A 24425-nucleotide genomic window follows, 5' to 3' on the forward strand; every position below is an offset into this window, starting at 1 on the left:
AAAAAATAGATGGCAAGTCAACCTACTCATGCGGTCTCGGCAGAGCAACTTATGTTGTCAAAAATGCAGGCGATGCAGGCACAAGTGCAGCCGCCAGAGTTTATCGTGAGTGCAAATCCTTTAGATCAACAATCACTAAACGCACCATTATCGTTCTCACAAGCGATGACAAATGTGTTGGATACAGTGAATCAACATCAATCAGTGGCTAGTCAAAAAATGACGGCCGTAGAAACAGGAAAAAGTGATGACCTAGTTGGTGCGATGGTCGCTAGCCAAAAAGCCAGCTTATCATTTAATGCTTTGATGCAAGTGCGCAACAAAGTCGTGACCTCATTTGAAGATATTATGAAGATGCCGGTGTAATTCATGTCAGAACTAACCCCCCAAGTCGCCGGAAATACAGCCATGACCTCCGGCTCAGCACAGACATTTTCTACTGCGAATAGCATGGACGATGTAACAACGAAGCTGAAGCAAATCTGGTCGAGTAGCCAGAGAAACCTAGTGTTATCTGCCGTACTCGCTGCGATTGTTGCGGCAATCATTGTGGTCGCTCTTTGGAGTTCCTCACAAAGCTTCCGTCCACTGTATAGCCAACAAGAACGTTTTGATATCGGAGAGATTGTCTCGGTATTAGAAAGTGAAGGTGTGAGCTACCGTATGCAAGAGCAAAATGGCCAAGTTCTTGTGCCAGAAGGCGAAGTTGCGAAAGTTCGCATGTTGCTTGCGTCAAAAGGTGTTAAAGCCAAACTGCCGACAGGTTTGGATTCGCTTAAAGAAGACAGCTCTCTCGGTACAAGCCAATTTATGGAAACGGCGCGTTACCGTCATGGTTTAGAAGGTGAGTTAGTACGCACTATCATGTCTCTGAATTCTGTGGCGAATGCGCGTGTTCACTTAGCTATTCCTCGTCAAACCTTATTTGTTCGTCAAAACAGCGAGAACCCTTCAGCGTCAGTGATGCTTGAGCTGAAACCTGGCGAAGACCTCAAGTCTGAGCAAGTTGAAGCAATCATCAACTTAGTGGTTGGTAGCGTGACGGCGATGAAGCCTGAATTTGTATCTGTTATCGACCAATATGGCCGTTTACTCAGTGCAGATGTTGCTTCGGCGGAAGCAGGTAAAGTCAATGCAAAATACCTTGAATATCAAAAGAACGTTGAGAAGCAGATCATTCAACGCGCAGCAGACATGCTTACGCCAATTGTGGGTCCGAGTAACTTCCGTGTGCAAGTCGCTGCTGATATGGACTTTAGCCAAGTTGAAGAAACGCAAGAGATTTTGGATAACGCACCTGTCGTACGTAACGAGCACACCATTCACAACAACTCAGTTGACCAAATCGCGCTAGGCGTACCAGGTTCTCTAAGCAACCAACCGCCGGTAACTGGTGAAGAAGTAGAAACGAACGATAGCCAAAACACCAACGCACGCTCTGAAGTAAACCGTCAGTATGCAGTGGGGAGTAGTGTTCGTCGTACTCAATACCAACAAGGTCAAATTGAGAAAATGAGCGTGTCGGTACTGTTGAACTCGAAAGCCTCTCCGGATGGTGTTGCTTGGAGTGAAGCAGATAAAGAGCAGATTTCAAATATGATCATGGATGCTGTCGGTATTTCTGCGGCACGAGGTGACAGCTTAAGCTTGATGAGTTTCAACTTCACTCCAATTGAAATTGATGCGCCTCCTGCTCTGCCGTGGTGGCAAGACCCTACAGTACAGCAGCCAATACGTTACGTTATCGGTGGTTTGTTAGGCTTAGCGATGATCTTCTTCGTACTACGCCCATTGATCATGCACATCACTGGCGTTCATAAGCCAGTACCAGAGTTAGACTTTGCAGAGCCGCAAGAAGAACCTGATTACGACAACCTGCAAACGCGTGAAGAGCGTGAGCATGAAGAAGTGCTTGATCGTCGTCTATCAGAAAAAGGTATCTCAGCCTCTTCCGGTTTAGATGTAAACAGCGACATGCTGCCTCCAGCCGGTTCGCCACTAGAGATTCAATTGAAACACCTACAGCTTATTGCCAATGAAGAGCCAGAGCGCGTAGCCGAAATACTGAAACAATGGGTAAACATCAATGAACACAGTTCCATCAAAGCAGACGCTTAGTTATGTAGAACAAACCGCGCTCGTGCTATTAGGCATGGGCGAGGATGCCGCTGCGAAGGTTTTACAGCACTTTAGCCGTGATGAAACCCAGCGGGTGACTCGTGCAATGGCGAAGTTGAATGGCATTAAGAGCGATTCCGCTCGCGGCGTTATTCAAACTTTCTTTGAAGACTTTCGTGAGCACAGTGGCATTCGTGGAGCTTCTAAAGAATATTTGTCCAATACGCTACGTAAAGCATTGGGTAATGATTTGGCAAAAGGGCTGCTGAATACGCTGTATGGTGATGAAATTCGCAACAATATGCAGCGCTTACAGTGGGTGGAAGCAGAAACGCTTGCTCGTTTCATTGTGAATGAGCACCCGCAAATGCAAGCGATTTTTCTTGCGTATTTGCCAGCCGATAGCTCTTCAGCGGTGTTGAAGCACCTGCCACAAGATTACCATGACGAAATCTTGTTCCGAATTGCTCAGCTGCAAGACATCGATCATCAAGTTGCTATTGATTTGCATGAGCTCGTTGAGCGCTGCATTGAAAAAGTATCTGCAAGCCAAAGCACACCGCTATCTGGTGTCAAGCAAGCTGCTGACATCATTAACCGCTTTGAAGGTGATCGCGGGTCGTTGATGGAAATGCTGAAGTTGCATGATGAAGATGTCGTTAATGCCATTGAAGAGAATATGTTCGACTTTATGGTTCTTGGTCGTCAGCGTGAAGAAACCATGGACATGCTGGTGCAGCAGATCCCACTAGAATTGTGGGCGGTTGCACTTAAAGGTTCAGAAATTACGTTACAGCAAGCCATTAAACGTTCTATGCCTCAGCGTATGGTGAAAGCACTGGAAGACGATATGGAAGCGCGCGGGGCTGTTGCGCTAAGTCGTGTTCAAAAAGCGCGTCAAGACATCATGCAAATGGTGCGTGAGTTGGATGAATCTGGTGAAGTTCAGTTGCTTCTTTATGAAGAGCCAACGGTGGAGTAACGTCATGGTAGAGACAAAATCAAGTACGATGCGACTGCCGCCGAGTGGATACCGTTTGCACCGTTTTCCGCCTTTGGCGCAGCCTAAGGCTATAGAAGACGAATTCGGGCTAGATAACCAAGGTTGGCAAGAGCCGCAAGTTGATATTCAACAGCAGCTTGAAGCCGGTTTTCAACAAGGTTTACAACAAGGTCATGAAGAAGGCTTACGTCAAGGTATCGAGCAGGGTAAGCAACAAGGTCTGTTAGATGGGCAAAAAGAAGGCTTCCAAAAAGGCTTTGTGTCTGGTGAGCAGTCAGGAAAACAGAGCTTTCTAGAGGCGGCGAAACCCGTGAACGAGCTCTTTCATGCGCTGTCTCGTTGGCAAGACGAAAAAGAGCAACAGCAACGTCATATGATTTGTGAGCTGGTACAAAAAGTGGCTCAGCAAGTGATTCGTGCTGAGCTCACTTTAATGCCTCAACAGATCCTTGCCTTGGTGGATGAGACATTGTCTGCCATGCCAGGCAAAGCGGAAACCGTAACCGTGCATTTAAATCCGCAGGATTTAGAACGAATTACTCACATTAATGCTGATCTACCACAATCTTGGAAACTGGTGGCTAATACGGAACTTCCGATTGGTGGCTGCCAACTAGTGACCGATGATGCAGAGGCGGATGCAAGTTGCGACTCTCGTTTAGAAGCCTGTATGGACAATGTAAAACAACACCTTTTGGATGAAGTTAGTATTCCGCAGGTAGAATCAGAGCATGAGTAATACCTTAAGCCATGAGCTATTGAGTGAGCGTTTGAGCGAAGCATTGGCTTCGCTCGATTCAATCCCTGTTGCTCGCGTGACAGGGCGCTTGATTAAAGTAAACGGCTTAATGTTACAAGCCGTTGGGTGCCGGTTTAAACTGGAGCAGCGCTGTCTCGTAGAAACCGCAGAAGGCGACATGATCGAAGCGCAAGTGGTGGGCTTTGAGCACACTATTGCTTACTTAATGCCTATTCGGCGCTTAGGTGGCTTATTTGCTGGTGCGAAAGTCATTCCTCTGGACGGTGACAGTACCGTGCAGTTAAGTGCTCAGTGGTTAGGGCGAGTGCTGAATGGTTTAGGTGAGCCGTTGGACGACGGGGCACCGCTAAAAGGGGGAGATCGTGTTTCACTTGAACCAAAACCGATTAACCCATTGAAGCGACGTCCTGTTGATACCCCACTCAACGTTGGGGTGCGCGCAATCAATGGACTCTTGACCGTCGGAAAAGGGCAACGCATTGGCTTAATGGCGGGCAGTGGTGTCGGTAAAAGTGTTTTAATGGGGATGATCACCAAAAACACCGAAGCCGATGTGATTGTGGTCGGTCTTATTGGTGAGCGAGGCCGAGAGGTACGCGAGTTCATCGAACGAAACTTAACCCCAGAGGCGCGCAAGAAGGCGATTATCATCGCAGCTCCTGCTGATGAATCCCCGCTGATGAGGTTAAGAGCGACACTGCTTTGTCATCGCGTTTCCGAGTATTTTCGAGACCAAGGCAAAGATGTTCTGTTGTTGATGGACTCTCTCACTCGATACGCCATGGCACAGCGTGAAATCGCTCTGTCGTTGGGCGAGCCCCCGGCATCTCGCGGTTATCCGCCCTCTGTCTTCAGCGTGTTACCGCAACTCCTCGAGCGTGCGGGCAACAGTGAAAATCAGCACGGTAGCCTAACCGCAATTTATACCGTGTTGGCGGAAGGGGACGACCAGCAAGATCCTGTCGTGGATTCTGCGCGTGCTATCTTAGATGGGCACGTTGTATTATCGCGTCAACTTGCCGAGCAAGGGCACTATCCTGCCATTGATATTAATGCGTCTATCAGCCGTTGTATGAGTACCTGTACACAGGAGGCGCATAGCACGATCGCGAATAATTTCCGCCAGATGTACTCAAACTATCTTCAGGTGAAAGAACTGCTGCCGTTAGGAGGCTATCAACCGGGGCAAGATCCTGAATTAGATCAATCTGTTGCTATGTATCCAAACTTACGTGCGTATTTACAACAAGCCGCCAATGAGTCAGTGGATTACCCAACCAGTTTGACCGAGCTTGCGCAGCTTTTTCAAAGTGCTTAACCAAATGGGAGTGGTATCGTTGAGATGAAATCCAAGTTAAAAGCAGTGGGTAAGCTGCAACAAATGGAAGAAAAGCAACGTGATCGTGTGGGTCAACAACTTGATGCCATGCGTCAACGTCACTCCCATCTTTCAATGCAGTTGGAACAATTGTCAGCATTGAAAGGCCATGCGGGACAATCAACCAGAACTGTTCCAACACTGACAAGCGCAGCGCTGATGAACTTTAATCGTGTCGATCAAATGCTGCAAAAAATGCTTCGCCACCATGAGCATGAACAAGCCGTCATGCAAGCGGAATGCGCGTCTGTACAAAAAACGCTGGAGCATAAACACGCTCGTGTTCAAGGGTTAGAAAAAGTGCTCGAACGATGGCGTACTAAGCAAAATTATGAAAAAGCGAAAAAAGAGCAAAAAATAATAGAAGACATCATCAACTCTCGTGTTAAGCGCAAGGTATTATGATGTCTTATCGAAGCTATTTGGAGCGAGAATAATTTCTTCGGCGTCTTAGCCAACCAAACCAGCCTCCAAGCATGATCATCCCTGCGCCAAGTGCGCCACCACTACTGCCATTATCCTCAAAGCCAGATGTGTTGGTATCTTCTGGTTCAAAGCCGGAATCACCTTCACTATGATAATCTTCTGTGCTTGCTAAGAGGGCATTGTAACGAGTCTTCACTCCCGAACTGGTTTGGGATTCAATCCATGTTGTGTAATTTAGAACCTCAGTAAACACACTCGGAATCGCAGCGGATTCACAAACAGAAGAACCATAGCTCACAATACCGATTTGTTGATATATTCCGTTGTTGTCTTGATAGGTGAGAGGGCCACCAGAGTCACCGCTGCAAATACCGGTATAACTGCGCTCAGGAAACCCATTGGCACATAAGCTTTCTTGAACATTAAACCCCGTCACTAAAGAAGCACATTGCGCATCAGTGAGTGGTTTTACTTCCGCCCATCGCAAATAATTTGGTCCACTTTCATCGTTGGTCGAGGTTTGCCCTAAACCGAATATCTGATAAACCGATTGGCTGCTGTAATCACCAAAATCTTGCGGCAACGTAATGGATTGAACGTTGTCGGTGATCGGGTGGGTAAGTTCAAGTACGGCGATATCATTAATCCATAAATCACTAGGCTCGTAATTTGGATGAATAGTGATAGAGCGAACATCTTTGAATTCCTCAACAAACACATCGTTCATTGTCGGGTTTTTTACTAAGACTCGCAGATCATTGATTGTCCATCCATCAGAAAAAACACTCGGCTCTACACAATGAGCGGCGGTTAAAATGAAGCGGTCATTAACAATCGTGCCGCCACAGATGTTGGCAAATTGATTAGCGCCAGTTTTGTGTAGAATGAGTCGTGCGAAAAAGGGCAATTGATTTTGAGTGGCTTGCTGGCCGCCTATGATTGCCGTTGAGATACCTTGCTCTGAATGAGCGTCTTCACTTTCAGCGACTGCACTCATGGGTACTGTGAGGCAGAGTACGCTTAACCATATTTGATACCGCTTCATAAACCATCCTTGGATGAAAAGTGCTCTTTCTAACTTTATACTAATTTTTCAATGAATGTGCTTAACAAAAGGTTTCTTTAATTGAATGATTGTTGCAACCACGAGCGCAGAAGGTGAAACGATTCCAGCTTTAGCTTGTGTGGCGGGCATACAAAGTAAAGCTGTTGATGAGGATTAATTACGGGTTCGCCCAGCTCGATTAACTGGCCATATTTGATGTCATCTTTCACAAACAAGCGATGAGTGACCAATAACCCCAAACGACGAGTTGTGGCCTGGACGGCTTGTATCGACATATTAAAAGTGATTGGTTTTTTGCTTTTAGGTCGCAGGATGCCAGTCGCATTCTGCCACACGTTCCAGTCATTTTTTCTTCGTTCGTTAGTGACTTCAATGATGGGATACTGCTTTAACAGTTGAGCGATATTTGAGTCTTTCGTCTTAGCTATCAATTCAGGGCTACACACCAAAACCAGTTCATCTTCACTGAGCTTTTCACAGTAATAATCTTGCCATTCCTCGGTGTTTCCATGCACGAGGGCAGCGTCGATACCTTCTTGCTCTAGATTAAACCTGCCAGACAGGTTTGATAAACGAACGTCTAATTGCGGAGCAAAGTCCTGCAAACTCGACATTCGCGGAATCCACCAATGCAGCGCCAAGGAATTCACCATATTAAGCGTAATACGTTGCAAGTTTTGGTCTTGGATTAGCGCTTCTGTGGCATCGACAATTTGTTCTAAAGCTGGCGCAACCTTTCGATAATATTTTTTACCGTCAGCATTAAGTTGAACTTGTCTGCCTACGCGATCAAACAGAGGTTTGTTGACCTGAGTCTCCAGTGATTTTATCGCCTGACTCACCGCCGAATGACTCACACTTAATATCTGCGCTGCTTCTGTCATGCTGCCAGATTCCGCCACAGCGACAAATGCATAGATGGATTTTAGAGGGACTAATTTACGCATATTTTAGAAACCGTAACATGATGAGAGGTAAGTTAACCTGTAAGTTTTTCTTATATTAATGGTTAATATTACTCGCTATTTACAATAAGTGATATCTCATAAAATACTCTACATATTAAGGAGTATCGAATGAATGCAGTAAATAAATCTATTCTTTTCATGCTGATGTCTACGTTAAGCTTATCTGTTACTGGGTTGTTAGCAAAGCAGTTGACAGGTGAACTTTCCGTCACACTGTTTAGTTTCTTACGCTTTTTGGCTCCTGCACTTATTTTGCTTGTCTTACTTCGTTTCAAAAATCTTACCTTTCCTAAAGCTGGGACGTTAAAACCGATTTTGCTTCGCGCCTTCTGTATCGGCTTATCACAGTTGTGTTTCATCGCGTCATTACAAACGTTAACGCTGGTAGAAGGGGTGGTATTGTTTGCCACTGGCCCATTATTTATTCCTTTGGTTGAAAAGCTGTTTATGGGAGGCCACATTCGCGTTTCAACATTGGCGGCTTTAGTAATGGCGTTTACTGGAGTGGTTATGTTGGCGGGAGTTGGTGGGGAGTTTACTTGGCGCTCGGATTTATTACTCGGTCTAGCTGGTGGACTCTTCAATTCCGGCTCTCAGCTTACGCTATATAAAGTGAGTAAAACTGATATGTCGCCATTAGAAATAAACTTTTGGGCGTTTGGGTTTGCTGCCGTATTTTTGTTACCGCTAACGTTGTTTAACGACATCGATGTTTTACTCAAAGCCAATGTGATGGAATCTACTGTTTCTTCTAATATGCTGTGGCTCGGTGTGATGTCCCTGATGATCATTAACACCCAAGTTTTCCGCTCCAAAGCGTATCAACTGGCAAGCAGCGGCTCTCAACTTGCACCACTTATTTTTACTAACCTACTGTTCACCGCGGTTTGGCAGAGTGCGTTTTTTGATGACCGAATGAGTCAAAGCCAAATTATCGGGATGAGTTTAATCGTGATCGCAACCATACTGAACACATGTTGGGTTCACTTTACGGCGCATCGTGGTGGTAGGTTACAAGCGAGAACCTCTTAGCCTGTCGAAAAATAGAGGATTAAGTTAAGCAAATCAGAGGTGTGGTTTGATTTTTTCTGACAATGAACTAGCGTCAAGAAAGGTTCAGGGAGAGAAATAATGCTTACGCTAAATTATTACGTTGAGATTTCAGCTACACCGCAACGGGTGTGGGAAGTGCTAACCGATGCTGAGTTATACAAACGCTGGGCACAGGCTTTCTCACCCCAGTCTCAATTTGATGGGATATGGGAAGAAGGGCAAGACATCACTTTTTTTGATCCCGATATGGGCGGAACGCGAGCGACTATCGATATCGTGCAACCGCAACAGCGCCTTGAATTTCATCACATTGCCATTTTTAATCCGGATAATAGGCAGCAACTGGATGGAGATTTAGCATCTAAGTGGATTGGATCACGAGAGATCTATCAGATCGATACCAACAGTGATCGTTTGTTACTCAATGTCACCATTTATACGCACAGCGACTTTGTTTCTATGTTTAATCACGGATGGGAAAAAGCGTTGCCCCTAATAAAAGCCATCAGTGAGGAGCAAGCTTAAGTCTGATACTCATCTTGGGCTGACGGTACGTCACGTGTAGGTATACAATAGCACGCAAGATAGCGCACCTAAGAGAGTGGATGATGGAATTTAAAGTTGATACCCATACACATACGTACGCCAGTGGTCATGCGTACAGCACCTTGATTGAAAATGCAAAATTGGCGAAAGAGAACGGCTTGGATATGTTCTGTACGACCGATCACGCAGAATCAATGCCGGGCGCGCCGCATTACTGGTTTTTCTCCAACCAAAAAATCCTGCCTCGATTTTTAGACGGTATCGCGATCATTCGGGGTGTGGAATCCAACATTCTTAATACCGAAGGCGACATCGATATTCCGCTGAGTGTCGATCGTAACCTAGATTGGGTTATTGCAAGTTTCCATGAACCTGTTTTTCGTCCTGCAAACAAAGAAACTCATACGGAAGCGCTCATTAATGTGATTCAAAACGGTCGTATTGATGCGCTTGGCCATCTTGGGAATCCAAATTTCGACTTTGATTTTCAGGCCGTTTTAACGTGCGCGAAAGAGCATAATGTTGCGATTGAAATCAATAACACCACGCTAAAAGGGAATAGCCGAGTGGGTAGCGTAGACCGTTGCCACGAGATTGCACAAATCGGTAAAGATCTCGGTGTCTTCTTCACAACGGGAAGTGATGCGCATTTCTGTCATGATGTTGGTAATCTGGATTTGGTTGGAGAGCTAATGGATAAAGTGGGTATAGATAGCAAAAAAGTGATTACTCACACCGCTCAGCAGTTTTTGTCTTTCTTAGCTTTGAGAGGCCGTAAGCCAATTCCAGAGTATGACGACATTCGCAACGCATAAACTTGATTACATTTTAGGTATGCACCTGGCGTAAGATTGCTTTACACTGCGACCCGGAAATACTCAACTAAGCTAGTTTGTCGCCTTTTATGGCGAGGGTTATTTGGGTAAATAAAGCCGACACAGAATTCGGCACTATAAATGGAGAAGTGAAAATGTTACGTCCTTTAGTCCTAGGGTGTGCGATTGCGTTTGGCTCAACATACGCAATGGCGGAAGCGGTTGATTTAAAACAAAACATGAAGCAGATGAAGATGGAATTCAAACAGGCGGCAGAAGCGTCGGATGTTGAAACCATGAAGTCTGCAATTGATAGCTTGCAAGCAATCGTCGAGCAATCTAAGCGCGGTAACTATCCACCAGAGAAATTCGATACCTACTTAGAAGGCTTTAATAAACTAACGGTAACGTTAGACAAGATTGAAGCAGACTTAGACGCTGGTAACCTGCAAGACGCGAAAGCACAATTACGTGAAATTGATAGCCTACGTGAAGAATACCACGACAAGCGTAACCCAAGTATTTGGAGTAAGCTGTTCGGCTAATCGCGATAAAAGCTGACAATAGAATATGAAAATAGCCTGCCGTTTTGGTGGGCTTTTTTGTGTCTGTCAATTGCGTTATTGAAGAAAAGCTGTGAGGTGGCAAGCACTTATTGATCCTGTTTTTGAGCTAGCACTCAGAATTAGTTACGCTGAATTAAATTTGTTAAGTCACCGTTATGCGTAGATTAATTCCTTTTTATCGCTCCATGCTATTTGCTAGTGCTCTAAGTTGGGTGCTAGTGACCCTGATGCCTGTTATCAATGCTCATGGTAACAGCATGGGTGTGTGGGCGACGCTATGTACGCTTAACGGTTTTGAATTGGTTCAAATCGAAGAAAGTGACAATGCCGTCAGCCATAAAGGCAAACCTTGTCCTTTTAGCCACTTCTCGACCTTTCATCATGATTCACTTCCAACTACACCAATACTTCCACAACTGAGCTTGGTCATTTCTGAAAGCTACACTTTTTTGGCTCTAAGTGTACGATTTGAAACGCCAGTTCCTCGTGCTCCACCAAAGTTAGCGTTGATAAACTTCTAGCGGCAAACCATCTGGATCTTTGAAAAAGGTAAACGCTTTGCCTGTAAATTCATCGATGCGAACGGGCTCTACCTCAATTTCTCTCGCCTCTAAATATTCTTTAACATGCTCGACATCATCCACTTGAAAAGCAAGGTGGCGTAAACCCTGAGCTTCAGGAAAGCTCGGTCTCTCTGGTGCGTCCGGAAAGCTAAACAATTCAACTTGGCTACCGTCATGCAGAGCAAGGTCAAGTTTGTACGAGTCTCTGGCTTCACGATAATTTTCAGCAATGACTTTTAGCCCTAACAATTCGGTGTAAAAGCGTTTTGACCTTGGATAATCACTGCAAATGATCGCAACGTGATGAATGGCATTAAACATGGTTAGCCTCTTCAAACATGGCTAGTATCCTCAAGCATGGTTAGCGTCCTCGGAGACTAAATGCTCCTTAACGAAGTCGATAAACACGCGCAGACGAGCAGGCATGTATTTGGTTTGTGCATACTGCATCGCGATAGCGCCGTGGTAGTTACTCTTGATCATCCAATCCGGCAATACTTCCACCACTTCTCCTTGCTCTAACGCGTCTTTGATCACGAAGTCATGGAAGATCCCAATTCCCAAGCCAGATTTAACCCCGTTCAAGCGCATTTGAGAATGGTTGACGGCGTAACGCCCGCTCACTGCAATGGAGTGGAATGCTTCCTCTTTAAAGAAAGACCAAATGTTGTCTTTGTCGTTCTCGGCAAGGTAAATACAGTCGTGTTGCTCAAGCTCGGTTGGGTGCTCAGGCATACCGTGTTTGGTGAGGTAATCTGGAGAGGCACACAAAACAAGGTTGGTCTTGCTGATCTCTTTGAGTACCAGGTTTTCATCGGGTTTGTCGGTGAGCTTAAATGCGACATCAATACCTTGGCGGAAAAGATCAATCTCACCATCTGCTGCACGCAGCTTAAGCTGAATATTTGGATAACGCTCTAGGAATGGCAACACAAACGGTTGAAGCACCGAATTAAGAAATGCTTCCGGGGCGGCCACTGTGAGTGCGCCTGTAGGCTCGGCATGATCTTCTGCAGATAACTCAACGGCTTGCTGCGCGGCATTCACCATTGCAATGCTTTGGTCGTAAACCTTTTGTCCTGCTTGAGTGATGATCAACTTACGAGTCGTGCGCTCAAACAATTTGACCGAAAGCGCTTGCTCTAATCGTGTGATCAACTTACTTAAAGCCGATGGCGTCACGCCGAGTTGTTTGGCTGCAGCGGTAAAACTGCCTTCGTTTACCACTAAGATAAACGAAGCAAGATCAGGAAGTAGGGCAATGAGTTTTGGATTAACCATAATTGTTCAGTTCTGCGCAGCGGAATAACGATATTGTCTGGTACGGTTTCACGAGGTTCAAGTGTAACCGTCTCGCTTTAACGATATTTTGCCAAAAATGCATTGAGTGCAGGCAAGCCAGATTCACCAGTATGGTATTGCTGCCAACAGTGATAAATGACCGTTTCGTGGCCTGCAATCAACTCGATAGCTTCTCGTTCAGCGATTGAATACTGCTGTGAAGCTTTCACTTCTTCGTGCCACTCTCGATACTTGACCTCATAAGGCTCTACCCACTTCAGAAGAGTCGCCACCAACTCTTGCCATGGTAAACCAATCCACTTGGTTGCATCTGCCAAGCCTTTATCCAACATCTCTTGGTATCGACTTTCTATATCCATGCCATTTGTCAGCAGTACAGGTTTGAGCTTTTCTGCGGTGAGCTCTTCCACTTCAATCAAGGTTTGCCACAGTGTTTGTTGTTCACTTTGGGCGTAATGGCTCAAGTAATGGTTGAAAAAAGCGATGCCGTAGATTTCGCCATAGTAGGCAGACAGAACGTTATGAATCATGGTGAGAATCGTGATTTAAACAGGGAATACCGCATTGTAGGAGGGGAAAGCGCGAAGTGTAAACTCCTGATTAAGAGTAAAAAAGTGCTGCTGACAGAATTCGAACAGAACTTGTGAGAATTTTATGAGAATTCGATGAAGTTGCTGATAGATTTGCTCGTCATTCTTAGAGGCAAGAACGCAAAACGTTCGGAACGTAATGCTTAACTTACTCAAGTCACGAACAAAGAAGTAAAGCCGTACACATGGGCTTGGGTAGTTCAACCCTCATTAAAGGATGGAATCACAATGAAAAAACGTACCCAACTCGGACTCGTAATGACTTCAGTCGCTATGGCACTAGGCTCTGCATCAGTGAATGCGGCGGAATTGGAAATCACCGTGACAAACGCAACCAAAGGCATCTACTTTACGCCACTTATTGTTGCCGCACATGGCTCTGACCTTCAAATGTTCAGAGCGGGTCGAGCAGCAACGCCAGAACTAGAAGCAATGGCAGAAGGCGGTGATATCTCTGGTCTTGCTAGTGTGATTGGTAACGCTGGTGGTGTGGTGGTTGAGAATCCTGCTGATGGTATTTTGAATCCGGGTGTTGCAACCACCTTCACTTTGGACAGTGGTGACCACGGTTATCTTTCTCTGAGCGCTATGTTGCTGCCAACCAATGATGGCTTCGTCGGTCTGGATAGCTGGAAGATTCCAACGGAAGCGGGTACATACCGAGCAACGCTAAGAAGTTACGATGCCGGTACAGAAGCGAACGATGAACTTGCGTCTAGCATGCCAAACCCACCTTTCATTACCTTTGGTACTGGCGGCACAGGCGTTGAAGCAACAGTAACTAACGACAAAGTTCACGTGCATCCGGGTAACCTTGGTGATAGCGATCCAACCGGCGGCATCAGTGACCTAGATAGCAGCAGCCATCGTTGGTTAAACCCAGTTGCAACCATCACAATCGTTGTGAAGTAAGGGGGATGTATGAAATACAGAATCTTACTAGTAGCAGCTTCAGTCGGTTTGCTCGCCGGTTGTCCAAGCGATGATGATAACGACGTAGTGAAATCGTACCGTTACACCGTCAACGTGGCGAACTTGACTGCGAATCAACCTATGTCTCCGCTCGCTGTACTCACTCACAATGGTGACTACCAACTGTTTGAAATTGGCCAAGCCGCATCTGTTGAACTTGAGCATCTTGCCGAAGGCGGTAGTAACGCAGAGCTGATTGAGTTGATGAACAGCAATGACAGTGTTTACCAAGGTATTTCGGGCAATGGATTGGTGTTGCCGGGTGCATCGGACGAAGTCACCATCACGGTTGACCCTAGTCGTTACGGTTACTTGTCTGTGGCGTCTATGTTTGTGAATACCAACGATGCCTTTGTTGGCGAAACGGGGCTATCGCTCAAATCGCTCGCAGTGGGTGAAAGCTATGAAATGCGCATGAACGTTTGGGATTCTGGCACAGAACTGAACAATGAACTTACCGCAACCATTCCGGGCCCAGCAGGTGGCGGTGAGGGCTTCAATGCCACTCGTAATGACAGCAATGACGTTGTTGCCTTCCATGCGGGGGTAGTTAGCCAAGATGATGGATTAGTAAACTCAGCACTCTCTGCGAACCATCGTTTCTTGAACCCAGGTGCGAAAGTCACCATCACTCGAGTCGAGTAACACAGGCTCCGATGACGTCTCCTTTCCAAAGCGCTTGTAGCCGAGCGCTTTATCCCTCAAGGCGTCATCGGAACCTTTTTATTACCTAAGGTGATACTCGCTGAATATAGCAGTAAGGGAGCACTTGGTGATATGAAAGAAATGTTAGTTTGTTCCGGTCATGTGCAGAGTGGCTTTACGTAAGTTAGGGAAAGGATCATGGAACGACAAGCTAGCTATTTATCGGCGAAGATTTTACTGGTGGAAGATGACGATGATTTGGCAGAACTGGTTCAGATGCATCTTAAGTTTCAAGGACACCAAGTGTTGCGAGCAACAAATGTCGCCGATGCTAAAGCGCAATATCAGCAACATCCCTTTGATTTATTGATCCTTGACCGAGGTTTGCCAGATGGTGATGGCCTAGACATCTGCCATTATTTGCGTCAGCAACAAGATTGGAGCCCAGTGCTTATGTTGACAGCAAGAGACGGTGAAATGGACAAGGTTGATGGTTTAGAAGCGGGGGTTGATGACTATATCACTAAGCCATTTAGCGTATTAGAATTCCAAGCGCGAGTACGTAACGTGCTGCGCAGAGTCAGCCAAACCGCAGAAGCCAAAGTAGCAAATGAAGTCCTCGACGAAGCGATGGATTTTGGTCCGCTAAGAATCATTCCGGAGTTGCACCAAGTATCCCTAAATGACAAGGATGTCACTCTTACCGCGACAGAGTTTACTTTGCTGCAGTTTCTCGCGACTCGTCCGGGCAGAGTCTACAGTAAAGATGAATTGCTCGATCACGTATGGAACACCAGTCATTCTGGTTATCACCACACAGTGTGTAGCACCATTAACCGTTTACGCAGCAAATTGTCTTTGTCTGACTCTGATCATCACTTCATCCAAACCGTGTGGGGCGTTGGGTATAAGTTTCAGCCAAGACACTAATGCAAAAAAGCAAGTCAAAACATCAAGCCAAGACAGTAAGTCGGCAGTTGTTTTCACCGTCATTTTTCAATCATCACGGGTGTTTCAAAAACATCGCTGTTTAAGGAGGCGATAGGATGAGCTTCAAATCTCGCTTAGTGGTATTTACCAGCTTGTGGTTCTGCCTCGCGGCGGTGGTGATTGCACTGACTTACAATTGGCAAAAAGAAACCATTGAGTTACGGACTAAGCAAAGCCTGCACAAAGAGCTAGCCAGCCACATGCGTGACGATAATCCGCTGATGATTGGTACGGATTACAACCCTAAAGCGCTTAAGTCGATCTTTCATACGCTCATGTTGATCGGCCCTGATTTTGAAATCTATTTCCTCGATAGCCAAGGCAATATCACCACCCATGCTGCGCCAGATGGTGCAAAGCTTATGGACACGGTGGATCTGAACCCCATTCAGCAATTCTTAAACAACGAACCGCTTCCCATCTTAGGCGAAGATCCTCGTAATCGCGGTGAACACAAAGTGTTTTCTGTTGCGGCGATAGAGGAATTAGGCTCTACGGTCGGTTATCTCTATGTGGTGATTGGCAGTACCCGACATGACGCCATTGCCAATGCGCAAGTCGATACCCCTTACATCGCGCTGGCAGGATTGGTCTTAGTGTCCATTTTAGGCTTTGCTCTAGGGGCTTATGTGCTGGTCAAACGTAGCCTATTGAACCCGATTGAGCGTGTGACCAAGCAACTTCAACAGCAAGCCGAACATGATTTTCACCTGCAACCTGACTTTACTTACCAAGTGCCGGAGCTCGTGCCGATTGCGCACTCTTATCAGATGATGGCGAAGCACATTCAGCAGCAGTTTTTACAGTTGGAGTATCAGTCTTCTCATCGCCGTCAAAGCTTATTGCAGCTCAGTCATGATTTAAAAACGCCGTTATCGAGCGTGCTTGGCTATCTGGAAACGTGGCGTTTGAAACATCCGGGATCCGATCCGCTGATTGATGTCGCGTTCCGAAATTGTGAGAAGCTCTCAACTCAATTGCATTCTTTATTAGACGCCGCGCGTAAAGAAGCCCCAATGCCAAACTACGAGTACCGCCCCGTGGATCTTGGCGCGTTGATGGCAGAATGTGCTGAAACGATGCAGAGCCAGTTTTCTCGTAAAGAAGTGGTGTTGAAAGTGGATATGGATAGCGAAATCCAAACCGTGGGTGACAAAGGACTCTTAGAGCGGTTGGTATTGAACCTGCTTGAAAATGCGTTGCGCCACAGCCCACTCGGTTCGGAAGTGCATTGCCAAGCGCATTTGAGTGAGGATAAGTCGCGAATCCTGTTCACTTTTGTCAATCGAATTGATAAAGATGCCGTCGGGGGCGCATTAGGAATTGGTACAAAGATAGTGCAGTCAATTTTAATGTTGCACCACAGCTACTTAGAGACGTGCGAGACGGACACTGAGTATCAACAAAAATTCGCACTTCTCGCTACTTGAGGAGAAGCGCGAATTTGGCTTATCGAATGACTACTTAATAACGCCACATACAACGCGCGCACCGCCGCCGCCTAATTTAGCAGGATGGTCGGAATGATTGTCACCACCAGCATGAATCATTAATGCTCGACCTTTTAAATCTGATAATTTTAGGCGAGGCGCGACAACGGGCTGATTGGCATTGCCATCCATGTCCACATAGAGTGGAGGCAGGTCGCCTAAATGATTGTCATCGGTCCAAGGGTAGCCATGTTTCCCTGTGTTGCTGGGGTCATAGTGACCACCTGCTGCACCGCCAAGGACGGTTTTGCCATTCTTCTCCGCGCTATCGCACGATGGATTGGTGTGAACATGGAAACCGTGCACCCCTGATGACAAACCTGATAACTGAGGCATAAATACCACGCCATAGTCACTTTGTGAAATCTCAATGGTGCCAGCGCTCTTCTTGCTGTTGAGATCGGTCATCGCTACAGTCTGCGCAAGTACGTTAGGAGCGGCTACGAGAGTGGCAGCAACTGAAATGCATAGCAATCCTTTTAACATGGGACTTCCTTCTTTTTGGTTGTACGCTCAAGCACATATTAGTGAAAACTTCTCTTCCTTATGTCTGTTGAGCGGTGGGTTTATGTCAGAGAGTGATGTGTCTCACTCTATGGTCTTAAACTGGTATCTATCTGCGAAACCAGTTCTCCTTTATTAAGACTTAACATATTGAGATTGTTCAGATATAAAAAAGAATAGACGTCAATCAAAAAATAGCCTGAATATTTTTAAATTAACGCAAAGTTAAATTTTTAATGACTTTATAACAAAGCTCATAATTGTTTTATAAAGAAGTTGTCGGAATTGTCTTCTATAAAAAATAATCAATTTAATGAATATTTTAATGTGAATATGGTTGTTTATAGGTTTGTGGTCAAACTGTTGCTTATATCATCAAATAAGATAAAAAATTGGAACTAAAGTCACTTAATGGCAGAGGAAAAAATTAAACTCTGGTTTTAATGGGTAATAATGTTTTAGTAACAGATAGTTACGCACTTAAAATTAATAATATGGCTAATTTCCGACAAGGATTGAAAAAGATGAAAGACAAGGAATCTATTCAGACTAATAGCAGCCGCCGTAATTTTCTGAAAGGCGCAACAGGAGCTGTTGTTGCTGGTGTGAGTGCTTCCGCTTTCTCGGGCGCAGTTCAAGCACGAGAACAGAAAATTGATTGGAGCAGCCGCGGGCTAGGTAGAAAACACGATAAGCGCTTTTGGCGTAAAGTGCAACGACAGTTCGTTTTGGATAAACGTACGACTTACATGAACATTGGCACAACGGGTTCTATGCCAAGACAAGTTCTTCAAGATTATGAGCATAACAACAAGTTGGTGGCTAAGTATCCTTGGGATATGAAGGGCAAATTTGGCTCTTGGCCTTATGTCTCTGAGATGGTTCAAGAAGTAGCGCCTGGCTTTGGTGCTAACCCAGAAGAAATCATTCTCAGCCGCAATACTACTGATGGTCTATGTTCGATCATTAACGGCTTACACTTTGAACCAGGCGATGTGATTCTAACGACGCACCATGAGCATATGGCTGCAACATCACCGATGAACGTCGCAAAACATCGTTTTGGCGTCGATGTTGTTGAAATTCAACTACCAGTATTTACCGGTACTGAAGACGTTTCTGAACAAGATTACATCCAAGCTTTCCGCGACGCGCTTGATGCGCATCAAAACGTTCGCCTCATCATGTTCTCTCATATCACCTATAAAACGGGAACGGCGTTACCAGCCAAAGCCATTTGTGCTTTAGCGAGAGAATATGGTGTGCCTACGCTTGTAGATGGAGCGCATACTGTCGGTATGTTTGACCTCGATTTCCATGATATGGATTGTGATTTCTATGCAGGTTCTGGCCACAAATGGCAGTGTGGTCCTGGCGCAACCGGTATTTTGTACGTACGTGATAACGCCAATCGCTTGAATGAGTATTGGAGTGATCGTGATAACCCGTTGTGGTTGATCAACTCTTCACTTTCTCATGCGGATTACTTAGGCAAGCAGTTACAGATGCAGTACATCGGGAACGACAACTATCCTGCTAAACAAGCGTTAGTTGATAGCTGTAAAATGTGGGATGAGATTGGCCGTGACCGCATTGAGGAACGTGTTCTAAGTCTTGGTAGTTTGTGTAAAACCTTACTTCAAGAGTACTTGCCACAAGCCCAAATGTACTCACCAAACGTGGAAGGTTTAACGAGTGGCTTAACCACAGTTAACCCATTCTCTGATGTGACGAATGAAGACATATTGACTGAATTCAGAGATCGTCTGCGTGAAGAATATGGCTACATCATTCGAACAACCAGCTTTAAGCTGCATAAAGATGATGACTTTGATACTTACGCACTCCGTATCTCCACGCACTTGTTCCATGACGAGCAGGATGTTGAAGGGCTCGTGGTGGCGATGACGAATTTGTATTACTCGTCGTTCTAACATCGTTGTTTATCACTCAAGCGCCCATGATTGGGCGCTTTGTGAAAGGTAAGGATATTATTATGTCAGTCAAAACATTCAAAAGAACTTTAGCGGCGATGGCGCTTATGGCGGCCTCTGTTATGTCCTCTTCCGCTTGGTCAGACGACTTACAACAGATCCGTGATCGCGGAGTGTTGCGCCATATTGGTGTGCCGTACGCTAACTTCGTTTCTTATATTGAACAAGGTGAAGTGGAAACCTTGACTGGCTTAGATGTAGAGATAGTAAAAGGCTTTGCCAAGTCGTTGGGCGTTAAGTACCAATATGTTCCAGCTCAGTGGAGCGATATGGTCGGTAAGCTGACGGGCCAAGATGTTCAATACCATAATAAGCAAGCCGTCGTGGGAGAAAGTGTTCCAATCGAGGGGGACTTGATCGCAAATGGCGTTACCATTCTTGACTGGCGTTCTGAAGTTTTAGACTTTTCACAAGATTACTTCCCGTCAGGCGTTTGGTTAGTTTCCAGAACAGATTCCACGCTGAGTCCGATTAAACCCAGTGGGTCGGTTGATGAAGATGTAAAAACCGTCAAGCAGCTTATTCATGGTCGCGAAGTGTTGGCGTTGGAGCACTCTTGCTTGGACCCTAACCTTTATGACTTATATGACACAGGCGCAAAAGTCATACTGCCTGATGGGGCTCGTCTTCTGAATGAGATGGTGCCAGCGATAATGAAAAATGATGCGGAAAGCACATTACTAGACGTCGCCGATACGTTAATTGCATTAGAAAAATGGCCAGGTGAAATAAAAGTCATTGGTCCAGTATCCGAAAATCAGAAAATGGCTGTTGCATTCCGGAAAAACTCGCCGGAATTACGCAAAGCATTTGATCGTTATTTAGATTCAATAAAGAAAGATGGAACCTACGAAAAATTAGTAAAAAAATACTATCCATCTATTTACTACTTTTATAACGATTACTTCATAGAAGATAGTAAGAAAACCCGATGAAAAAGGCCGTTAAAAAAATATCCAGTAAAAAATTTATTGCAATAAGCGCAATATTAGTCTCTATTTATTTAGCTATGCTTATTGTTGTGACAAGTTTGGGGCAAAATAAATTAAAAGAATCCCAACATAGGGAACTCGGTTTAAAAGTAAAAAGCTACGCAAGCACACTCGATAATTTATTTACCATTGCCAGTGAGGATGTTGATAATTTATCTACAGATAAAACAGTACAAACATTCTTTGCTAATTTAGCCTCTGGCATGTCAATGGAGTACGGATTAGGAGCGAGTTTAATTAACTTGAAGCGTCGTTTCGATGAAAAGATAGATGGTAAGTTAATTAATAGCAGCCAAATCTATAAAAAGCTCACACTGGTAGGCAGTGATGGCACAACGATTGTCACGACGGGCTCTGAAGACAACACAGAGCAGAAGGTGGATATCCAAACCTTAATGACTCAACATGGGCATCCCGAAGAGGTTTGTGCAACTCGATATAACGACGACGTGCGTATTCAAGTCATCAAGCAAGTCAAGTTCTCTGGAAAGCCAGTTGCCTTTCTAATTGCAGATCTCAATAAAAACATTGTTATTGATCAGCTCACTAATCAAGAGCACGAAGACAGTTATAGCCGGATGGTGCTCAAAATAAAAGACGTTGAGATGGTCGTATGGGATACAATAAATAAAACGTCTTCTCATAATAAAGATGAGAATTATTTAATATCTGAAGCCGTTGATGGAAAAATATATTTTGAAGTGCCTGTTGAAAAACATCACTTCAAACTTATGGCTTGGTTTGAGCCTTTGAGTGAGCGAGATATTTTCACATCACGGATCTTCATTCTCGGTTTGAGTATTCTTGCTGTTATGGTTGTTATTGCGCTGTGTTATGCGTTCATTACAAACAATAATAGAATTGAATTGAAAATTAAACTTGAAGAAGAGAAAAAGCGAAAAGACATTCTTTCTCAACAGAACCAAAAACTAACTAACGAAATTGAACGCCGAAAAGCGTCTGAAAAAGAACTCGCCTTCCAAGCTAAATACGATACGTTGACTAACTTGCCTAATCGCAGCTACGGTTCTGAGAGACTGGCTTTGGAGTTGATTAGAGCGTCACGTAGTGGTTCAAAAGTATTGGTCATGTTTATTGATTTAGACCACTTTAAGCAGATTAACGATTCAATGGGTCACTTTGTTGGCGACGAGATCCTTAAACTTAGTGCTCAACGACTGCATCAAGTCGCGAGAAAAACAGACTTATTGGCGAGAATTGGTGGGGATGAGTTTTTATTAGTGATTCCTGACTTGCCTGATAATGACACCGCGAAGCGCGTTGCTTCAAGCGTGCTTTCGGCGTTTAACGATCCATTTGTATGGAACAACCATGAATTCTTCTTGAGTAGCAGCGTCGGAATGTCTGTATTTCCGGATGATGGAGATAATGCCGAGCAGCTCCTCGCCTGTGCTGACATGGCGATGTATCGCGTGAAGCAAGATGGACGCGATGCCTTCTGCTTTTATAACCACAATATGAACCAAGACTTGCAACGCTATTTGGATTTGGAAAATCGACTAAGAAATGCCATCTCCAGCCAATTACTAGAGTTGTATTATCAACCTATTATTGAGCTGCGCAGTGGTAAAATTGTTGGCGCAGAAGCGTTAATGCGTTGGAATGATGAGAAGTACGGGTTCGTAAATCCTGAAGAGTTTATCTCTATTGCTGAGAAAAATGGCTTGATTCATCAAATTGGTGAATTCGCTATCCAGCAAGCGTGCCGCCAAGCGGCGCAATGGCAAAGTCTGACGCCGCTGTTTGTTTCTGTGAATTTCTCCAGTGTTCAATTTAGGTATTGTGATCGCTTACTTGCGTTTATTAAGAACAGCCTTGAGGAGTCTGGTCTTCCATCAGATAAGTTCGATATTGAAGTGACAGAGAGCCTTCTCTTTAACCACGACTCAGAGCTATTAGACATGCTCAATAACTTAAGAGCGTTAGGCACTAAGCTTACCATCGATGACTTTGGTACTGGCTATTCTGCGTTGAGTTACTTACAGAAATTCCCGTTCGATCGCCTTAAGATTGATCGCAGCTTTATGCAAAATATGTTCGAGAACGACTCCGATCGTGAGCTCGTCAACGTGATCATTGCAATGGCGAAAGCGCTGAACCTTAAGATTGTCGCTGAAGGCATTGAAGAACAGCGTCATGTCGATTATCTAAAAGACTTAAACTGTGAGTTCGGGCAAGGTTTCCACTATAGCCGCCCGTTACCAGCTAAGGACTTTGAAGCACTACTTAAACAACCAACTGGGCTATAACTCCTTTTATTACAATATTATAGGAAAGCATTAATTGAATTTGTGCCTTGGATTCATTAATGCTTTTCCACCTTAAGGGATAATCCTTCTTCCTTCCTTGAATTACACTACAATTAATTGATGAGTGATAGCCCGTGATGCCCGTCACATAAAGGCTCAACCTAATTCTAAACGAGTAAATACTCGCCAAAATAACCAGGAAGGAATTTCAAATGTCTTCTGCATTCTACCAACAGATTCAGCAGCAAATTGAAGAAGTGAAGGCTGAAGGTCTTTACAAATCAGAGCGCGTAATCACGTCTCAGCAGCAAGCGGCTGTTAAAATCTCTACCGGTGAAGAAGTATTAAACTTCTGTGCAAACAACTACCTTGGTCTTGCTAACCATCCTGCGCTAATTGAAGCGGGTAAAGCGGGTATGGACGAACACGGCTTTGGTATGGCTTCAGTACGTTTCATCTGTGGTACTCAAGACATCCACAAAGAGCTTGAGCAGAAGTTGTCTAAGTTCCTAGGTAAAGAAGATACGATTCTTTACACCTCTTGCTTCGATGCAAATGCAGGCCTGTTTGAAACCATTCTCGGTAAAGAAGACGCAATTATTTCAGACGCACTAAACCACGCGTCAATCATCGACGGTGTTCGTCTATGTAAAGCAATGCGCTTCCGTTACTCAAACAACAACATGGAAGAGCTAGAGCAACAACTGATTGCTGCGAAAGAAGCGGGCGCACGCCACATTCTTATTGTTACTGACGGCGTGTTCTCAATGGACGGCGTAGTGGCGAACCTTCCGGCTATTTGTGACCTAGCTGAAAAATACGGCGCACTGACCATGGTTGATGACTCTCACGCGGTTGGCTTCATGGGTAAAACGGGTGCAGGTACACACGAATACCACAATGTGGTTGACCGTATCGACATCATTACAGGTACGCTAGGTAAAGCAATGGGTGGCGCTTCAGGCGGTTACACATCAGGTAAAGCGGAAGTGATCGACTGGTTACGTCAGCGTTCTCGTCCATACCTATTCTCTAACTCTGTTGCACCAGCAATCGTAAGCGCTTCTATCCGAGTTCTAGATCTACTAGAAGAGAGCGGTGACCTACGTGACCGTCTATGGGAAAACGCTGCACACTTCCGCGCACGTATGGAAGCTGCTGGTTTCACAATGGGCGGCGCTGACCATGCGATCATTCCAATCATGCTAGGTGATGCGAAAGTGGCAGCAGAATTTGCTGAGCGAGCACTAGAGAAAGGCATCTACGTAATCGGCTTCTCATTCCCTGTGGTACCAAAAGGCCAAGCGCGTATCCGTACTCAAATGTCAGCAGCGCATTCTCGTGAGCAGCTAGATCGTGCAATTGATGCGTTCATCGAAGTTGGTAAGGACATGGGTCTTATTTAAGACTCTAG

General features: G+C 45.1%; 25 protein-coding genes. 19 read left to right on the plus strand and 6 right to left on the minus strand.

Features of this window, described 5'->3' with window-relative positions:
* The first annotated feature begins 9 nt into the window (after positions 1-9).
* From fliE to fliJ, 6 genes are read left to right on the plus strand one after another with little or no spacing between them, the layout of a single operon-like run.
* Positions 10-366 carry a flagellar hook-basal body complex protein FliE gene (gene fliE, locus L3V30_RS14215; protein WP_005375045.1) on the plus strand — a complete coding sequence of 119 codons (357 nt, stop codon included), beginning with the start codon at positions 10-12 and terminating at the stop codon, positions 364-366.
* Between the two features lie 3 nt (positions 367-369).
* The gene (gene fliF / locus L3V30_RS14220; protein ID WP_237309151.1) at positions 370-2118 is read left to right on the plus strand and encodes a flagellar basal-body MS-ring/collar protein FliF; all 1749 of its coding nucleotides are present in this window, start codon (positions 370-372) and stop codon (positions 2116-2118) included.
* Entirely contained in the window at positions 2087-3100 is a 1014-nt protein-coding gene (locus tag L3V30_RS14225; protein ID WP_005394839.1) for a flagellar motor switch protein FliG, read from the plus strand. The genes fliF and L3V30_RS14225 overlap by 32 nt, the downstream gene beginning before the upstream one ends.
* 4 nt (positions 3101-3104) lie before the next feature.
* On the plus strand, positions 3105-3860 hold the full coding sequence (gene fliH, locus L3V30_RS14230) for a flagellar assembly protein FliH (RefSeq protein ID WP_005394841.1): 756 nt from the start codon (positions 3105-3107) through the stop codon (positions 3858-3860).
* A complete protein-coding gene (gene fliI, locus L3V30_RS14235) occupies positions 3853-5199 on the plus strand; it encodes a flagellar protein export ATPase FliI (RefSeq protein ID WP_005394843.1) in 1347 nt (448 codons plus the stop codon). Before fliH ends, fliI begins: the two co-directional genes overlap by 8 nt.
* A 24-nt stretch (positions 5200-5223) precedes the next feature.
* Positions 5224-5664, plus strand: coding sequence for a flagellar export protein FliJ (gene fliJ / locus L3V30_RS14240; RefSeq protein ID WP_237309152.1), 441 nt, complete (start codon positions 5224-5226; stop codon positions 5662-5664).
* Positions 5665-5677: 13 nt separating this feature from the next.
* On the opposite strand, the gene L3V30_RS14245 is transcribed toward fliJ, so the two are convergent.
* Both L3V30_RS14245 and L3V30_RS14250 read right to left on the minus strand, forming a co-directional pair.
* On the minus strand, positions 5678-6682 hold the full coding sequence (locus tag L3V30_RS14245) for a serine protease (RefSeq protein ID WP_237309153.1): 1005 nt from the start codon (positions 6680-6682) through the stop codon (positions 5678-5680).
* A gap of 125 nt (positions 6683-6807) precedes the next feature.
* Positions 6808-7698, minus strand: coding sequence for a LysR substrate-binding domain-containing protein (locus L3V30_RS14250; protein WP_237309154.1), 891 nt, complete (start codon positions 7696-7698; stop codon positions 6808-6810).
* A gap of 129 nt (positions 7699-7827) precedes the next feature.
* Here L3V30_RS14250 and L3V30_RS14255 point away from each other — a divergent pair, with 129 nt between their 5' ends.
* The 5 genes from L3V30_RS14255 (at position 7828) to L3V30_RS14275 (ending at position 11220) form a co-directional block, all read left to right on the plus strand.
* A complete protein-coding gene (locus L3V30_RS14255) occupies positions 7828-8751 on the plus strand; it encodes a DMT family transporter (protein WP_237309155.1) in 924 nt (307 codons plus the stop codon).
* A 99-nt stretch (positions 8752-8850) separates the two neighbouring features.
* Positions 8851-9297, plus strand: coding sequence for an SRPBCC domain-containing protein (locus L3V30_RS14260; RefSeq protein WP_237309156.1), 447 nt, complete (start codon positions 8851-8853; stop codon positions 9295-9297).
* An 83-nt stretch (positions 9298-9380) separates the two neighbouring features.
* The gene (locus L3V30_RS14265) at positions 9381-10133 is read left to right on the plus strand and encodes a phosphatase (protein ID WP_046876136.1); all 753 of its coding nucleotides are present in this window, start codon (positions 9381-9383) and stop codon (positions 10131-10133) included.
* 155 nt (positions 10134-10288) lie between these two features.
* The gene (locus L3V30_RS14270) at positions 10289-10678 is read left to right on the plus strand and encodes a cytochrome b562 (RefSeq protein WP_005394852.1); all 390 of its coding nucleotides are present in this window, start codon (positions 10289-10291) and stop codon (positions 10676-10678) included.
* Between the two features lie 176 nt (positions 10679-10854).
* Positions 10855-11220: a hypothetical protein gene (locus tag L3V30_RS14275; protein ID WP_080619260.1), complete on the plus strand. Its 366-nt coding sequence runs from the start codon at positions 10855-10857 to the stop codon at positions 11218-11220.
* Here the strand turns inward: L3V30_RS14275 and L3V30_RS14280 are convergent.
* The 3 genes from L3V30_RS14280 to L3V30_RS14290 all read right to left on the minus strand — a co-directional run bounded on the left by L3V30_RS14280 (position 11200) and on the right by L3V30_RS14290 (position 13094).
* A complete protein-coding gene (locus L3V30_RS14280; RefSeq protein ID WP_237309157.1) occupies positions 11200-11583 on the minus strand; it encodes a VOC family protein in 384 nt (127 codons plus the stop codon). The genes L3V30_RS14275 and L3V30_RS14280 overlap by 21 nt on opposite strands.
* A gap of 30 nt (positions 11584-11613) precedes the next feature.
* Positions 11614-12543, minus strand: a complete 930-nt coding sequence (locus L3V30_RS14285; RefSeq protein ID WP_048625391.1) for a LysR family transcriptional regulator — start codon at positions 12541-12543, stop codon at positions 11614-11616.
* A 77-nt stretch (positions 12544-12620) separates the two neighbouring features.
* Positions 12621-13094: a hypothetical protein gene (locus L3V30_RS14290; RefSeq protein WP_237309158.1), complete on the minus strand. Its 474-nt coding sequence runs from the start codon at positions 13092-13094 to the stop codon at positions 12621-12623.
* A 288-nt stretch (positions 13095-13382) separates the two neighbouring features.
* On the opposite strand from L3V30_RS14290, the gene L3V30_RS14295 reads away from it, so the two are divergent.
* From L3V30_RS14295 to L3V30_RS14310, 4 genes are all read left to right on the plus strand, one after another.
* Positions 13383-14066 carry a spondin domain-containing protein gene (locus tag L3V30_RS14295; protein WP_237309159.1) on the plus strand — a complete coding sequence of 228 codons (684 nt, stop codon included), beginning with the start codon at positions 13383-13385 and terminating at the stop codon, positions 14064-14066.
* A 9-nt stretch (positions 14067-14075) separates the two neighbouring features.
* Complete coding sequence (locus L3V30_RS14300) at positions 14076-14771, plus strand: spondin domain-containing protein (RefSeq protein ID WP_237309160.1); 696 nt, start codon at positions 14076-14078, stop codon at positions 14769-14771.
* A gap of 198 nt (positions 14772-14969) precedes the next feature.
* Positions 14970-15701, plus strand: coding sequence for a response regulator transcription factor (locus L3V30_RS14305; protein WP_237309161.1), 732 nt, complete (start codon positions 14970-14972; stop codon positions 15699-15701).
* A 116-nt stretch (positions 15702-15817) separates the two neighbouring features.
* Positions 15818-17191 carry a HAMP domain-containing sensor histidine kinase gene (locus L3V30_RS14310; RefSeq protein ID WP_237309162.1) on the plus strand — a complete coding sequence of 458 codons (1374 nt, stop codon included), beginning with the start codon at positions 15818-15820 and terminating at the stop codon, positions 17189-17191.
* A 30-nt stretch (positions 17192-17221) separates the two neighbouring features.
* On the opposite strand, the gene L3V30_RS14315 is transcribed toward L3V30_RS14310, so the two are convergent.
* On the minus strand, positions 17222-17737 hold the full coding sequence (locus L3V30_RS14315) for a superoxide dismutase family protein (protein ID WP_005394862.1): 516 nt from the start codon (positions 17735-17737) through the stop codon (positions 17222-17224).
* A 542-nt stretch (positions 17738-18279) separates the two neighbouring features.
* On the opposite strand from L3V30_RS14315, the gene L3V30_RS14320 reads away from it, so the two are divergent.
* The 4 genes from L3V30_RS14320 to L3V30_RS14335 all read left to right on the plus strand — a co-directional run bounded on the left by L3V30_RS14320 (position 18280) and on the right by L3V30_RS14335 (position 24417).
* Positions 18280-19689 carry an aminotransferase class V-fold PLP-dependent enzyme gene (locus tag L3V30_RS14320; protein ID WP_085342558.1) on the plus strand — a complete coding sequence of 470 codons (1410 nt, stop codon included), beginning with the start codon at positions 18280-18282 and terminating at the stop codon, positions 19687-19689.
* 62 nt (positions 19690-19751) lie between these two features.
* Positions 19752-20684 (plus strand): transporter substrate-binding domain-containing protein, encoded by a 933-nt coding sequence (locus tag L3V30_RS14325; RefSeq protein ID WP_005394865.1) that lies wholly within the window; start codon positions 19752-19754, stop codon positions 20682-20684.
* On the plus strand, positions 20681-23011 hold the full coding sequence (locus tag L3V30_RS14330; protein WP_237309163.1) for a bifunctional diguanylate cyclase/phosphodiesterase: 2331 nt from the start codon (positions 20681-20683) through the stop codon (positions 23009-23011). Before L3V30_RS14325 ends, L3V30_RS14330 begins: the two co-directional genes overlap by 4 nt.
* Positions 23012-23223: 212 nt before the next feature.
* Positions 23224-24417 (plus strand): glycine C-acetyltransferase, encoded by a 1194-nt coding sequence (locus L3V30_RS14335; protein ID WP_005394869.1) that lies wholly within the window; start codon positions 23224-23226, stop codon positions 24415-24417.
* Positions 24418-24425: the final 8 nt, after the last annotated feature.

The sequence above is a fragment of the Vibrio sp. A1-1 genome (genome assembly GCF_021728175.1).
Taxonomy (GTDB): domain Bacteria; phylum Pseudomonadota; class Gammaproteobacteria; order Enterobacterales; family Vibrionaceae; genus Vibrio; species Vibrio diabolicus.

What these genes read in the sequence shown, in the direction of transcription:
- fliE (WP_005375045.1), top strand. Translation starts at nt 10, where the DNA reads ATGGCAAGTCAACCTACTCATGCGGTCTCGGCAGAGCAACTTATGTTG.
- fliF (WP_237309151.1), top strand. Translation starts at nt 370, where the DNA reads ATGTCAGAACTAACCCCCCAAGTCGCCGGAAATACAGCCATGACCTCC.
- L3V30_RS14225 (WP_005394839.1), top strand. Translation starts at nt 2,087, where the DNA reads ATGAACACAGTTCCATCAAAGCAGACGCTTAGTTATGTAGAACAAACC.
- fliH (WP_005394841.1), top strand. Translation starts at nt 3,105, where the DNA reads ATGGTAGAGACAAAATCAAGTACGATGCGACTGCCGCCGAGTGGATAC.
- fliI (WP_005394843.1), top strand. Translation starts at nt 3,853, where the DNA reads ATGAGTAATACCTTAAGCCATGAGCTATTGAGTGAGCGTTTGAGCGAA.
- fliJ (WP_237309152.1), top strand. Translation starts at nt 5,224, where the DNA reads ATGAAATCCAAGTTAAAAGCAGTGGGTAAGCTGCAACAAATGGAAGAA.
- L3V30_RS14245 (WP_237309153.1), bottom strand. Translation starts at nt 6,682, where the DNA reads ATGAGTGCAGTCGCTGAAAGTGAAGACGCTCATTCAGAGCAAGGTATC.
- L3V30_RS14250 (WP_237309154.1), bottom strand. Translation starts at nt 7,698, where the DNA reads ATGCGTAAATTAGTCCCTCTAAAATCCATCTATGCATTTGTCGCTGTG.
- L3V30_RS14255 (WP_237309155.1), top strand. Translation starts at nt 7,828, where the DNA reads ATGAATGCAGTAAATAAATCTATTCTTTTCATGCTGATGTCTACGTTA.
- L3V30_RS14260 (WP_237309156.1), top strand. Translation starts at nt 8,851, where the DNA reads ATGCTTACGCTAAATTATTACGTTGAGATTTCAGCTACACCGCAACGG.
- L3V30_RS14265 (WP_046876136.1), top strand. Translation starts at nt 9,381, where the DNA reads ATGGAATTTAAAGTTGATACCCATACACATACGTACGCCAGTGGTCAT.
- L3V30_RS14270 (WP_005394852.1), top strand. Translation starts at nt 10,289, where the DNA reads ATGTTACGTCCTTTAGTCCTAGGGTGTGCGATTGCGTTTGGCTCAACA.
- L3V30_RS14275 (WP_080619260.1), top strand. Translation starts at nt 10,855, where the DNA reads ATGCGTAGATTAATTCCTTTTTATCGCTCCATGCTATTTGCTAGTGCT.
- L3V30_RS14280 (WP_237309157.1), bottom strand. Translation starts at nt 11,583, where the DNA reads ATGTTTAATGCCATTCATCACGTTGCGATCATTTGCAGTGATTATCCA.
- L3V30_RS14285 (WP_048625391.1), bottom strand. Translation starts at nt 12,543, where the DNA reads ATGGTTAATCCAAAACTCATTGCCCTACTTCCTGATCTTGCTTCGTTT.
- L3V30_RS14290 (WP_237309158.1), bottom strand. Translation starts at nt 13,094, where the DNA reads ATGATTCATAACGTTCTGTCTGCCTACTATGGCGAAATCTACGGCATC.
- L3V30_RS14295 (WP_237309159.1), top strand. Translation starts at nt 13,383, where the DNA reads ATGAAAAAACGTACCCAACTCGGACTCGTAATGACTTCAGTCGCTATG.
- L3V30_RS14300 (WP_237309160.1), top strand. Translation starts at nt 14,076, where the DNA reads ATGAAATACAGAATCTTACTAGTAGCAGCTTCAGTCGGTTTGCTCGCC.
- L3V30_RS14305 (WP_237309161.1), top strand. Translation starts at nt 14,970, where the DNA reads ATGGAACGACAAGCTAGCTATTTATCGGCGAAGATTTTACTGGTGGAA.
- L3V30_RS14310 (WP_237309162.1), top strand. Translation starts at nt 15,818, where the DNA reads ATGAGCTTCAAATCTCGCTTAGTGGTATTTACCAGCTTGTGGTTCTGC.
- L3V30_RS14315 (WP_005394862.1), bottom strand. Translation starts at nt 17,737, where the DNA reads ATGTTAAAAGGATTGCTATGCATTTCAGTTGCTGCCACTCTCGTAGCC.
- L3V30_RS14320 (WP_085342558.1), top strand. Translation starts at nt 18,280, where the DNA reads ATGAAAGACAAGGAATCTATTCAGACTAATAGCAGCCGCCGTAATTTT.
- L3V30_RS14325 (WP_005394865.1), top strand. Translation starts at nt 19,752, where the DNA reads ATGTCAGTCAAAACATTCAAAAGAACTTTAGCGGCGATGGCGCTTATG.
- L3V30_RS14330 (WP_237309163.1), top strand. Translation starts at nt 20,681, where the DNA reads ATGAAAAAGGCCGTTAAAAAAATATCCAGTAAAAAATTTATTGCAATA.
- L3V30_RS14335 (WP_005394869.1), top strand. Translation starts at nt 23,224, where the DNA reads ATGTCTTCTGCATTCTACCAACAGATTCAGCAGCAAATTGAAGAAGTG.